The organism is Lachnoclostridium phytofermentans ISDg (assembly GCF_000018685.1).
GTDB lineage: Bacteria > Bacillota > Clostridia > Lachnospirales > Lachnospiraceae > Lachnoclostridium > Lachnoclostridium phytofermentans.
Genome location: NC_010001.1, coordinates 1,499,196 through 1,511,447, shown reverse-complemented (window position 1 = coordinate 1,511,447; position 12,252 = coordinate 1,499,196). Strand labels below are relative to the sequence as shown.

Genomic DNA, 12,252 nt, shown 5'->3' with positions numbered 1-12,252 from the left:
TATCTCTCTTAATGGCAACTACCACCACACTTAGAGCAGTCGCAACCACAGGAGCCTATCTTTCCCTTTTTTCTATCGTTGTATATGCTTCGACATACAATTGCAATAACCGCAACAACTACTAGTAAGACAAGAAATGTTCCCATAAGAACCTCCATTCCGGTGCACCAACACCTTACTAAAATAGTAGAACTTTATGTGCAAATATGAACGTATTCTCTACATTCAGTTCATACTATTTAAACATCAAATATCTTTATTTTACTAAAACTCTTTTACTTGGTCGAACCAATAAGTATATAAAAATTGCTGATATAAGAACTGCAATTACAGTAAATAGACCAAAAGTACCCAAGCTAATCCATGATCCAAATTGGTAGATAACAAATGCTACGATATAAGCAAATCCAGTCTGATAAAGAACCGCAATCCAGAACCATCTTGCATTATTCATCTCTCTTTTTATTGCTCCCATCGCTGCAAAACAAGGTGCACATAGAAGATTAAATACTAGAAAAGTGTATGCAGAAATTGTTGTCATACTGCTTGCAAGTGTTCCCCAAATCTCAACGCCATCTTCCGCAACTTCTCCAAAGCCGTACAACACACCAAACGTACCAACAACATTTTCCTTCGCAATAAGTCCAGTAATTGTAGCAACCGTCGATTTCCACTCACCAAATCCAAGCGGAGCAAAAATTGGAGCTATAATTTTCCCAAATGCAGCCAAGACACTATCATTCATATCCTCAACCATTCCAAACACTCCGTCTGTAAATCCGAAGCTCTGAGCAAACCAAATTACAGTAGTAGAAAGCAAAATAATAGTACCTGCTTTTTTGATAAAGGAAGATCCTCTCTCCCACATACTACGAAGAATATTTCCTACTGTCGGCATATGATATGGAGGCATTTCCATAACAAACGGTGAAGGATCCCCAGCAAACAATTTCGTCTTCTTTAATATGATACCTGATGTAACAATCGCCGCGATACCAATAAAATAAGCACTTGGAGCTACCCACCAGGCTCCATCAAATAATGCACCTGCAATCAAAGCTATGATTGGTAACTTTGCACTACAAGGGATAAATGTGGTTGTAATAATTGTCATCTTACGATCTCTGTCGCTTTCAATTGTACGGGAGGCCATAATCCCAGGAACTCCACATCCACTACCAATTAGCATAGGAATAAAGGATTTACCGGATAAACCGAATTTACGGAAGATACGGTCCATAAGGAAAGCAACTCGAGCCATATAACCACAGCTCTCGAGGAATGCAAGGAATAGAAATAGCAATAGCATCTGAGGTACAAAGCCAAGTACGGCTCCTACACCACCGATCATACCATCAAGAATTAAGCCTTGTAGCCAGTCTGCACATCCAATTGCAGTTAATCCCTGCTCAACTAGTACTGGAATTCCAGGCACAAATGATCCGAAGAAAGAGAATCCCTCTCCAAATATTCCATCATTCACTAAATCTGTCACCATACCACCTATGGTTGTGACAGACACGTAATATACTAAAAACATCACTACTGCAAAAATCGGAAGTGCTAAGATACGATTGGTCACAATACGGTCAATCTTATCCGAAGTAGTTAATTTTTCTTTCAGCTGCTTTTGGTAACATTTCTTCGTAATCTTGGTAAGGAACACATAACGTTCATTCGTAATAATGCTCTCGGTATCCTCATCATATAATTCTTCAAGCCGGGAAATTTCAGATTTTACAACTGGTAAGTTCTCAAATTGATTTTCAATCTTATCATCCTTTTCCAATAATTTAATCGCAACAAAGCGCTTTTGCTCGATTGGAACCTCGACAGGTAATCTTTCTTCAATACTCTCGATTGCTTCTTCCACCTCTGCTGAAAAGCGAGGTGATTTTTCGATCAATTGCTTACTCTGTGCTAAATCTACCGCTTTTTTTGCTAAGTCAGAAATACCTTTTCCTCTTAATGCTGATATTTCAACAATATCGCAGCCTAATTTTTCTTTCAGCTTATCAATATGTATCTTATCCCCGCTCTTTTCAACCACATCCATCATGTTGATTGCCATAATAACAGGAATCGATAATTCTAAAAGTTGAGTAGTTAAGTATAGGTTACGCTCTAAATTTGTACCATCAATAATATTAATAATGGCATCTGGCTTTTCTCCCATCAAATAATTTCTCGCAACAACCTCTTCTAAAGTGTAAGGTGATAGTGAGTAAATTCCCGGTAAATCGGTAAGGATTACATCCGTAAATCCTTTTAATTTACCTTCCTTCTTTTCAACTGTAACCCCTGGCCAGTTTCCAACAAATTGATTGGATCCAGTCAAAGCATTAAATAAAGTTGTTTTTCCACAGTTCGGATTTCCTGTTAGTGCTATCTTTATTGACATTTAAAGCCTCCCTATTTATTTACATTCCTATTTATTTTTTATTTCCCTTTTTATTTTTTATTTCCCTTTTTATTTTTCATTTCCTTGTTATGTCGTCTCAATCTTCCCATCATGTAATTTGTTAAGGAAATAAAACAGAATGTTTCGTTTCTCTAATTATAGTTAGTTATATCTAACCTATGAGCAAAAAAATTACTCTACCTCTATCATTTCAGCATCTGCTTTACGTAAAGATAAAGAATATCCCCTTACGGTTAATTCCAGTGGATCTCCAAGTGGAGCAACCTTATTTACATAAATATCTGTTCCCTTGGTTATCCCCATGTCCATTATACGACGCTTAACAGGACCATTGCCATTGATTTTAACGACTGTTATTGTCTGCCCACAAGGAATTTCTCTAAGTGTCTTCATATCCTACCCTTCTTTCTCTTGATTCCATTTCTCTTGATTCCATTTCTCTTGCTTTATTCAATAGATTATCCCTGAATCTGAATCATAATTTTACTAGCCAAATCCTTATTTAACGCAACTCTTGATTCTTTAATATTAACGATGATATTGCCTCCAAGTTCTGAGACAATTGTTACAAAACTACCAGTAACGAAACCAAGGCTCTCTAAAAATCTCTTAGTTTCTTCTTTACCGCATACATTCTGTATAACACTGACTTCACCTTTCTTCGCCATGGATAATGGCATAACCTTCACGTCCTTTCCTATCAGCTCTTTATTCTTTCTGACAGTTAGTATATACTAACCAATGTTTTGTGTCAATGACCTAATTGAGAATATTTCTCATTAACTTATTTTCACTCTATCTCAGTCGATTTAAAAAGACTATTGGTATGTCTCAAGTGAATATCAACCCAAATGTAGTTCCTAAATTGATATTATGCTTAAATTATGTTATACTAGATGATATAATTTTACAAATTGTCACATAGAAATGAGGTTTTTATGAATATAAATGAATCTGCTGAAAATTACTTAGAAACTATATTGATCTTAAGCAAATCCTTACCGGTCGTGCGTTCTATTGATATTGCTAATGAGTTAAATTATAAAAAATCCAGTGTCAGTGTTGCTATGAAGCACTTAAGAGAGAACGAGTATATTACTGTAACGGATGCTGGTTTCATTTATCTCACTGATTCGGGTAAAGAAATTGCAGAGATGATTTATGAACGCCATAATCTTCTGACTTCCTGGCTTGTTAGCCTTGGAGTTGATAATGAAACAGCTGTCGAAGATGCCTGTAAGATGGAGCATGTGATTAGCAAGACAAGCTTTGAAGCAATAAAAAAATGCCTTCAAAAATCTTAAAAGATTTTTTGACTGGCATTTTTTCTTTTTATTTTGCTTTTTAATAATGAATACCATCATTTCAACTTTTTTCTTTATAATACCAATAGAACATGCTCTTCCGTATTAATTCAATCTTTATACAAACCATAATAATCACTTTCCAAATCTTCCAGTGACCGTTTATAGAATTTCTTAGCGTCATCAAGAGCTGTGTTGTATATTTTATCACCAATCAATTCAAGAACGAAATCCAATAAATTCTCTGAACCTATGATACCTAACTTTTCATCACGCTCCTCTTCAAAATACTGAATAATTGCATCTTGCATCATGCTTTTCTCTTCTTGACTAAAACGAAATTTCGAATACGTTTTTTCCATGGTTAACCTCCATCCTTAGCAATGATTAATTGTTTATTTAAACAAGAAAAAGCACTTCGCGAACTTCTCCTTGTCCTAAAATAGAAAATGCCCCCAAAGGAGCATTTTCTATTTCAATATATTACTTTTCTTTTACAACTTGAACATTATAATTACCAGATGTACCGGATGTTCCTTTATAAACTTTTATATAGTAGGTTCCTTTCGGTAATGCCTTTGTAAACTTTGCTGAATCTTCTTTCTTAGCATTTGTTATATTGAAAGAGCCAAGTATAAATTTAACGGAATCGCTTTCAATTTCAAATCGCATGTTACTATTTGTATTTCCGCTATACTTTATTTCAATCTTGGTACTTTCTTTCAATGTAAACTTAAACCACTCTGCTGTAGTGTCCTTGCTATCTGCTAAAATAACTCCGCTCATCGCTTTACCACCTACGCTTAACGTAGTCGCATCCGCTTTTTTTGCAGCTCCATTATCTTTTACTTTTTGGAAGGAATAAGAGATAGAATAGATACCAAGACTTGATCTTACCTTAATATAGTAAGTTCCCTTCTTAACACCATAGTACATAGTATCCTTCCTCTGAACATTAACATATTCTTCTTTTTCTAACTCTTTCTTCTTGGAGTCTAAGAAAGACATATATGCTACGCCACCATAAGGTTCGTCTGTCTCCATCTTCACATTTATGTAACCTGTCTCTTCAATAGTTATCTTATATAATGTTTCTTTTAAATTAGAGCTAAGATAACCTACTACAGTCTCCCCCTTTTTTAATGTTTGGTCCTTATTTAGCACCTCACTATAAGTCACATCAAAGGAAATCTCCTGTGGATCATTTCTACGTGATAATTCATATACAACAGTATAGGTACCATCTTTTGGTATCTCAATGTTTTTTTGTGTTTCTTTATCTCCGTAAAAACGACTTACAGAATATCCGACTTTTGTTTTTTTCTGTGCATCAGAATAAATAGTTAGCGTGAACATACTATATTTCGTATCCTGTGTATCAGCAACATTAACTATTAGAGCACCCTTAGATAATTTTAATTCTTCGGAATATGTCTTTTCTTCTTCTGGAAATGTTATGGTATTAACCACTGCATCTTCTTTCGCTGTAGTATAGGCATTGATCACTGATTCCTCAGCATAAACTTTTCCAGACGGGATGATTAGCATCAAACTTAAAATAATTAGTAGTACCTTTTTCATTATACTTCCTCCATATTCATACGTTTCATTTTTTCGGTATCAGATGTACTTTATAATTTTATCTCATTACATTGTAATAAGTTTCTTATATGCCTTTTTCTCTTTTGTGTGTTTTGAAACAAACAGTAATAACAAGGATTAAAGTATCGTTTTGTCTTTTTAACACTTTAAAAAATTCACGTTATAATTTGCTTGTTATCAGATTCTGTAATATTCTATCATTATTTGGTATTTAATGCAAGGTTTTATGGTATAATTTACACTTTACTTTACGTCTTTTTTATCCCATCTTATTTAATTCTTTATTTATTTAGCCTTTATTTATTTACATAAAACATCGATTCATTGAGCAAACTTTTTCATAAAATTATATATACAAAAAAGTTACAGTGTATACTCACATTAGTCCCACTGTAACTTCTTCTTTAAATCTGAATGTATTTTACTGAAATCGGAAATCCTTCAATGAAATCAATGCAACATACATATCTTTGCGTTCTCCAATTCCAAAATTCCTCTTAATAATGCAATATATATTTAAAAGTCCGGTTATCTAAAAAAAGTACCTTCTTAATGGAACAGCGAGTATAATGGGTACCTTCAATATAAATTAATACAATTTATATCATACTACTTCATACTTTTTATCAGATTATATACCTCATTCATGTATAACTCATTAGAATCCCCGAGAACTTCAATATCAGGCTGTATGCCTTTTCCCATTATATTCTCTTCACGTACGTTCCAATAGTGATTAACCATAAATATAACAAACCCTCTGGTTTTATCCTCAAACAAGAGCTGCCCTACTCCTTTTCCAAAGGTTTTTCTGCCAATGACAGTTACATTGTCAAGGTAGGTTTTTAAGCCCAGGGTTACCAGCTCTGAGCAGCTGGCACTATTTTCATTTGTCAGGACAAAAATATGTTTAAATGCTATATACGCATCATCCGAATAGTATGAATCAGAATATCCATCCTTGTATATCAGATTACATACCACGCGATCTGGTAGCAAAAAATCCAAGATATCGCATCCGCTGTTTGTATCACCGCCGCCATTATCTATCAAATCAATGATCAGATATTTGTCTTTGGTATTCTCTATGGCATCAACAACATCCAAAAACTCGTTTGCCGTACTACTGGAGAAGCTGGTTATCCTTATGTAGTTTATATTCTCACCGACATCTTTATACTCTACTGTTTTGCCGGATTGGTACTTAAGGTAACGTTTATAGTTCTCTCCGTATAGAATAAAGGAAAATGGATCATTATCTTTATGTATCGAGTCAAAAAGCTTGCTTATATCCTCTATTTTCTCGGATTGATTTGCTATCAAGCTATTTTTTAATGTATCATAGGATGCGTTGGATTTATAGTACATATAATTTTTTTCTATAAATTCTGTAACTTGATCTATTACATTAGTTTGTCTCTTTTCAATCAATTTTTTAAGATTTGTCGCTTTATAATTGGTACCATCTAACTGCAACGCTTTATCCGCATATAAGCTTGCATCGGTAAATTCCTCAGTATAATAGTATTCCCATCCTATATCTGTTAAAAGGTCCGCATCCTCTTCATTCTTTTCCAATGCCATTTTGTAATGTTCCAGTGCTTGTTCAGAATCACTAAGCCTGGAATATACATTTCCTATATACCAGGAAATTTCATAATTATTAAATTGATCCTCTGTAATAAGTGCGTATTTGAGACAAGCGGTGTAGCGTTTACTAAAATAAAGTGCCCTGATTTTCCCTATACAGGCATATTCATTAAGTGGATTCATCTCAAGGACTTTATCATAATTTTCAACAGCAAACTTGTACTCATATTCGTTCATGTACAAATTACCGGCAGCATAATAAGCATCAGCATTTTGTAGATTATTTCTTGTCATTAGATCAATTGTGTCAATTGCCTTTTGTTTTTCTCCTTGCCAGAAAAATGTCTGCGCTTTTATACCGTATGCTTTATATTCTGACTCGTCAGTATTGATAGCACGTTCTGCATATTGAATGGCTTCATCATACTTTCCATTATCCTGATAGAATTCAGCAACAGAATACAACAAGTCATAATCATCCTGATTTTTTTCAAGAGCATTTTTATATAAATCCTCTGCCTTTTGTGAATCACCTACATATTGATAATAATCGGCCATACTGCTTATAATAAAGACATTTTCAGGAGAAATTTTCATTGCCTTATCAAGGTATTCCTTTGCTTTTGACATATCTTTGGTTCCATAAAGATATGACAGTCCTAAAAAGCACCAACCATCCTCATCAGCCTTTTTCAATCTGGTATATTCGCTAAATGAATCAATGGCCTCTTTATAAGCATAAGCATAGTACTTAAGCTTTCCAAGACCGTAATATGCGTAAGCATTTTTCTTATCCAAATCCAAGGCAGTCTTATATGCTTCCTCCGCCTCACTATTCTTTCCAAGCATATATAGGGCGTTAGCATAATTGCAGTATACAACACTGCTAAGATCATCAATCGCTAAACTTTCCTTACTGTATTGAAGCGCCTCCTCGTATTCACCCAGTGATAAGCATGCCCAGCTTAAATTATTGAGTAGTGTGCCCTTTAAATCAATACTTGGACGTGCGTCCAATCCTTTTAAAAATTGTTCTTTTGCTTTCTGATACTCCCCGCTGTCCATTAATGAATAGCCACTGTTGTTGAAGGATAAAGCAGAACCAGGAGTCTCGTTATACATCATAACCCTCATGGTTTCCTCGTCCATCTGATCCGCTAAAGGAATAATAATCTTAAAAATCACAATAAGGATATATGTAGATACGATAATTATTGTTTTTATGTTTTGCAAAAAATCATGCCGAACGATAAGCCTCAATCTACGATCCCACGTCGTAGACTTCATTTTTGTCAGTTTCCTATATTGATTAAACAGTCCGAATGGGGTTATAACAGGAATTCCAAATCCCATTCCATAAATCCATACCCAAATGCTTCTTTTTAGTGAAGATACAAATCCTAGTTTTTTCCCATCCTCGTTACGGATTGTCACGTTAAAAAGCCATTTACCGGGCGTTGTACCCCATGTGCATAATAAAACAGCCTCAATTAATGTCCATATGAATATGGCCGATAAGTAAACCAAAAAAGATTCAAACTCCATTAAATCTACTTGTAAAAGTTCTTTAAGCAAGAAAAAAACAAAGAGTATAAATAAAATATTGTCGAGTCCTCTAGCCCAGAACCGCTTCCACGGCCTTACTTCGACGAATTCTCCATAATTATTCCCATCAGACTTATCTATAGATACTTCCTTCTGTGTTTCCTCCATATGTAAACCCCATTTCTTCAATCATTTTTCACTTATCTTATCATATTATAAAACCTCCAAAAAATCGAGCAAGAAAACTAATATGTTTTTTTGCGAAGATTTTTCAGAGGTTTTAATGAGTAATTAGTGTTATCCCTATTCAAAACTACTCCTGCTTCCCAGGATACAAATACTCCACCTTAGCGGAATCGAATACTTTCTTCCAACGATCACTTGGCTCACAATCTGTTACAATTGTAGTTAGTTCCGATATTTCACCAATTTTCTTAAATGATATCCTGTCAAACTTAGAGGAGTCCACTACTAAGATTTTTTTAAAGGCGCAGTCTAACATCTTCTTTTTTATTTCGGAATGTGTTTCACTGGAATCTGAAAATCCTTCAATGGAATCGATTCCCTTTGATGAAACAATCGCAATATCCACATGATAGGAACTTAACATCTTCTCTGCTTGATGTCCAACCAAAGCTAAAGAACCTTCTTTTACAGTTCCACCGGTTGATAACATATTCCATCCAGATACATCGGCTAATTCTACTAAAATTTCAATCGAATTCGTAATAAGCGTTATATTTTTCTTATGTTTAATATTTCTAGCAACAAATAATGCTGTTGAGCTTGCATCCAACATGATTGTAGAATCATCTTTAATAAGTCCTGCTACAATCTCTGCTATCCTCTGCTTTTGTGAAACATTAGTATTTTCTCGAACGGTAAATGGTAATTCTGCATTATTATTTTCATTTAATACAGCGCCACCATAAGTCTTAATTGCAAGCCCCTCTTTATCGAGCTTCTCTAAATCTCTTCGTATTGTTTCTTCTGAAACATCAAAAAGCTGACTTAGTTCACTAACCACAACTTTATTTTCTTTTTGTAACTTTGCTAATATCAAATTCTTTCGTTCTATTGCTAACATTTACATTCCCCCATAACTCATCTTCTGGCGACTATTTTGTCATATATCCTTTGTAATATTATAATCCAATAAACACTTATGTAAACTTCAACAGATACATTACCTGACATAATCAAATTCTTTTGTTTTTCTAATTTGAATAACAAAATGTACAAATTTTCGTCCTGAAATATTAACTCTAAGCATAGTATAATGATTTTTTTAGCTAAAATCAATCCTAATAATAGTATTACCTTTTTAGCCGGTCCTGCTTAAGAAACAAAGTAATCATACAGTATTTTCATGTTTATATTTGCATATTTATATTTGTGCGTTTATATTTGATTGAAATCAATTTACAATTAAATGAACCATTCCTTTATAATAAAAAGGTACGCAATCCTTTTTATCATGCGCACCCTTCATGCTAAGCTTTACAAATTCATATCAATATTATCTATATCACTTACTATATCAATTATCATATCACTTACTACATCAACTTATTGCGTAACTTCTTATCTGGATGTGCAAGTACAGAGCTATCTAAGTACATACCGTTTTCTCCAATGGCTTTCTTTGCAGCTTCAATAGAAGCGGTTACTGATGCAATTTCACCGGTTAACATAAGATAAGACTTACCACACATACCACGTGCGACCCTAACCTCTACTAGTTCAACAGCTGCTGTTTTTGCTGCAACATCAGCCGCAACGATAATGGAAGCTGCTGAGTAAGTTTCTAACACACCAAGCGCTTCGATTTCTTCCACCACTGACGCACCGTAAATTGCCGGTAAAATACCATCGTGAGGATTACCAAGTATGAAACTATCAATGAGATGTGTTTCAAACTGAATTCTGGCTGCCTCTACCGAAGCATTTACCGCACTTAAATCACCAGTGATTAAAATAATATATTTACCCGGACAAACGGTTTGTGCTTCCACGATGTCAATATCTGCTGTTTTAACCATCAAATCCGCTGCCATAATACCTGATGATACGGTTTTATATTCTACCATTCCAATTGCTTTACTCATGGATTATCCTTTCTGTACGATATTATAGCGTACGACATTGTCGTATGGCACTATAGTATCGTATGCTACCAATTACGTACTGTTTTACACTGCATCTATCATAATAAACTGATTATTCACTTCTAACACTGTTCCATCAATGGAGGCATGAACCGGTAAACTAAGACCATCACCACTTTTCGCAATCAATTGTCCTGTTACCACTTTATCTCCAACAGAGACCACAGAAACTGCAGGTGCTCCCACATGTTGACTCAATTTCACTTTCACTCTTTTTGCCCTCTGTAACTCCTCAAATAACGGAGCTGGAACATTATAATGAGTGAGGCAAAGTCGTTTCATCAAACGCTCCACTGGAATTTGCTGATATTGTCTAGAAGGTTCTACTGGCGCTGGTTCTAACACTTGTGGTTTCACCCCATTTTGACGTAACCCCTGCTTATATAAGGTGATTAAACTTGCAGGTGATAATCCTTGACCACATGCGTACATAGAACAAAGTCCGCAACTACAACAATACATGGTATCTAAAAATATCTGAGGATTTTGAACGTCCTTACAGGTTGCTGCCCGCATAAAAAGGTGTGGATTACTTGGATGTCCTAATAAATGTCTAGGACAAAGATCCGTGCACATCTCACAATGACAACAAGATGCCGCTGCCCTTTTTAAATCGATAGAGGGCTTACTTTCCTTACGAATAATCACATAATGATCCTTTGGTAGCACTATAATGGCATTCGATGTTTTCGTTATTAAATGCTGTTCACTTTCAACGGAACCCATCATTGGACCGCCCATAAGATAAGCTGGCTCTTTTGTTGTGATACCGCCTACCATTTCTACAACTTCTTTTACTGTCATACCAAGTGGCACTCGTACTGTTTTCGGCTCTTTCACTTCTCCCACAACAGAGACTAATTTGCTAGTCACTGGTCGATGATTTATAACAGCTTCATAAACGTTATATACTGTTTCTACATTAAATACTGCTACACCTATGTCTACTGGTAAACCACCTGGCTTTACAACTCTCCCTGTAGCTTCGTAAATCAATACTACTTCATCTCCAGCTGGGTATACTTCTTTGCAAAGTTTTAGGCTCATATTTTTATAAGCACCAATCTCTGCCTCTACCGCAGCAATTGTGTTTTTATAGGAAGGTTTTACAACTATAATTGCTTCTTTTGCACCAATACTTTCAGCTATTATAGAAAATGCTTTCAGTACCTCATATGCTCTGTCTCGTAACAATTGTCTATGTAACTTTAACAAAGGCTCGCACTCTGCGCAATTTAGAATAATAGTATCCACCTTATTAGAAAACTTCGCATAAGTAGGAAAACCGGCTCCGCCGGCTCCACAGATTCCATATTCTTTTACAATTTGGCTAAGCTCTTCTATCACCATCATGTTTTACTCCAGTCCTGTTGCATCGTCAATAATTCCAACAATTGCCGAATCAATCGGCGAGTTTTCTGCACCGCAGCCTATTCTTGCAGCACTACCCTGTGCAACTAACACATATTCACCTATTCCGGCTCCTACATTATCAATTGCTACTATTCTATTTTCTTGAAAGCTTTTTAAAGGTTCAACAATCATAAATTTATTTCCAACCAGATTCTCATTCTTTCTTGTTGAAACAACACTACCGATTACTTTGCCGATTAACATATTA

The 12,252-nt window shown here is 35.1% G+C and carries 12 protein-coding genes; 1 reads left to right on the top strand and 11 read right to left on the bottom strand.

Features of this window, described 5'->3' with window-relative positions; genetic code table 11:
* Positions 1-8 precede the first annotated feature (8 nt).
* From CPHY_RS06285 to CPHY_RS06270, 4 genes are all read right to left on the bottom strand, one after another.
* The gene (locus CPHY_RS06285; RefSeq protein WP_041703287.1) at positions 9-146 is read right to left on the bottom strand and encodes a FeoB-associated Cys-rich membrane protein; all 138 of its coding nucleotides are present in this window, start codon (positions 144-146) and stop codon (positions 9-11) included.
* Positions 147-256: 110 nt separating this feature from the next.
* Positions 257-2,401: a ferrous iron transport protein B gene (gene feoB, locus CPHY_RS06280; RefSeq protein WP_012199220.1), complete on the bottom strand. Its 2,145-nt coding sequence runs from the start codon at positions 2,399-2,401 to the stop codon at positions 257-259.
* 192 nt (positions 2,402-2,593) lie between these two features.
* Entirely contained in the window at positions 2,594-2,815 is a 222-nt protein-coding gene (locus CPHY_RS06275) for a FeoA family protein (protein ID WP_012199219.1), read from the bottom strand.
* A gap of 65 nt (positions 2,816-2,880) precedes the next feature.
* Complete coding sequence (locus CPHY_RS06270) at positions 2,881-3,102, bottom strand: FeoA family protein (protein ID WP_012199218.1); 222 nt, start codon at positions 3,100-3,102, stop codon at positions 2,881-2,883.
* A gap of 258 nt (positions 3,103-3,360) precedes the next feature.
* Here CPHY_RS06270 and CPHY_RS06265 point away from each other — a divergent pair, with 258 nt between their 5' ends.
* The gene (locus CPHY_RS06265) at positions 3,361-3,726 is read left to right on the top strand and encodes a metal-dependent transcriptional regulator (RefSeq protein WP_012199217.1); all 366 of its coding nucleotides are present in this window, start codon (positions 3,361-3,363) and stop codon (positions 3,724-3,726) included.
* Positions 3,727-3,836: 110 nt separating this feature from the next.
* Here CPHY_RS06265 and CPHY_RS06260 read toward each other — a convergent pair whose 3' ends face one another.
* From CPHY_RS06260 to CPHY_RS06230, 7 genes are all read right to left on the bottom strand, one after another.
* Positions 3,837-4,088: a DUF2164 domain-containing protein gene (locus CPHY_RS06260; RefSeq protein WP_012199216.1), complete on the bottom strand. Its 252-nt coding sequence runs from the start codon at positions 4,086-4,088 to the stop codon at positions 3,837-3,839.
* Between the two features lie 121 nt (positions 4,089-4,209).
* A complete protein-coding gene (locus tag CPHY_RS06255) occupies positions 4,210-5,307 on the bottom strand; it encodes a hypothetical protein (RefSeq protein ID WP_012199215.1) in 1,098 nt (365 codons plus the stop codon).
* Positions 5,308-5,937: 630 nt separating this feature from the next.
* Entirely contained in the window at positions 5,938-8,631 is a 2,694-nt protein-coding gene (locus CPHY_RS06250; RefSeq protein WP_012199214.1) for a tetratricopeptide repeat protein, read from the bottom strand.
* Positions 8,632-8,776: 145 nt separating this feature from the next.
* A complete protein-coding gene (locus CPHY_RS06245) occupies positions 8,777-9,550 on the bottom strand; it encodes a DeoR/GlpR family DNA-binding transcription regulator (protein WP_012199213.1) in 774 nt (257 codons plus the stop codon).
* A gap of 472 nt (positions 9,551-10,022) precedes the next feature.
* Positions 10,023-10,571, bottom strand: coding sequence for a BMC domain-containing protein (locus tag CPHY_RS06240; protein ID WP_012199212.1), 549 nt, complete (start codon positions 10,569-10,571; stop codon positions 10,023-10,025).
* An 84-nt stretch (positions 10,572-10,655) separates the two neighbouring features.
* Positions 10,656-11,981, bottom strand: coding sequence for an SLBB domain-containing protein (locus CPHY_RS06235; RefSeq protein ID WP_041704090.1), 1,326 nt, complete (start codon positions 11,979-11,981; stop codon positions 10,656-10,658).
* A gap of 6 nt (positions 11,982-11,987) precedes the next feature.
* Positions 11,988-12,248 (bottom strand): EutN/CcmL family microcompartment protein, encoded by a 261-nt coding sequence (locus tag CPHY_RS06230; RefSeq protein WP_012199210.1) that lies wholly within the window; start codon positions 12,246-12,248, stop codon positions 11,988-11,990.
* Positions 12,249-12,252 lie beyond the last annotated feature (4 nt).

Coding starts and splice junctions, on each gene's coding strand:
- CPHY_RS06285 (WP_041703287.1), bottom strand. CDS start 146: ATGGGAACATTTCTTGTCTTACTAGTAGTTGTTGCGGTTATTGCAATT.
- feoB (WP_012199220.1), bottom strand. CDS start 2,401: ATGTCAATAAAGATAGCACTAACAGGAAATCCGAACTGTGGAAAAACA.
- CPHY_RS06275 (WP_012199219.1), bottom strand. CDS start 2,815: ATGAAGACACTTAGAGAAATTCCTTGTGGGCAGACAATAACAGTCGTT.
- CPHY_RS06270 (WP_012199218.1), bottom strand. CDS start 3,102: ATGCCATTATCCATGGCGAAGAAAGGTGAAGTCAGTGTTATACAGAAT.
- CPHY_RS06265 (WP_012199217.1), top strand. CDS start 3,361: ATGAATATAAATGAATCTGCTGAAAATTACTTAGAAACTATATTGATC.
- CPHY_RS06260 (WP_012199216.1), bottom strand. CDS start 4,088: ATGGAAAAAACGTATTCGAAATTTCGTTTTAGTCAAGAAGAGAAAAGC.
- CPHY_RS06255 (WP_012199215.1), bottom strand. CDS start 5,307: ATGAAAAAGGTACTACTAATTATTTTAAGTTTGATGCTAATCATCCCG.
- CPHY_RS06250 (WP_012199214.1), bottom strand. CDS start 8,631: ATGGAGGAAACACAGAAGGAAGTATCTATAGATAAGTCTGATGGGAAT.
- CPHY_RS06245 (WP_012199213.1), bottom strand. CDS start 9,550: ATGTTAGCAATAGAACGAAAGAATTTGATATTAGCAAAGTTACAAAAA.
- CPHY_RS06240 (WP_012199212.1), bottom strand. CDS start 10,571: ATGAGTAAAGCAATTGGAATGGTAGAATATAAAACCGTATCATCAGGT.
- CPHY_RS06235 (WP_041704090.1), bottom strand. CDS start 11,981: ATGGTGATAGAAGAGCTTAGCCAAATTGTAAAAGAATATGGAATCTGT.
- CPHY_RS06230 (WP_012199210.1), bottom strand. CDS start 12,248: ATGTTAATCGGCAAAGTAATCGGTAGTGTTGTTTCAACAAGAAAGAAT.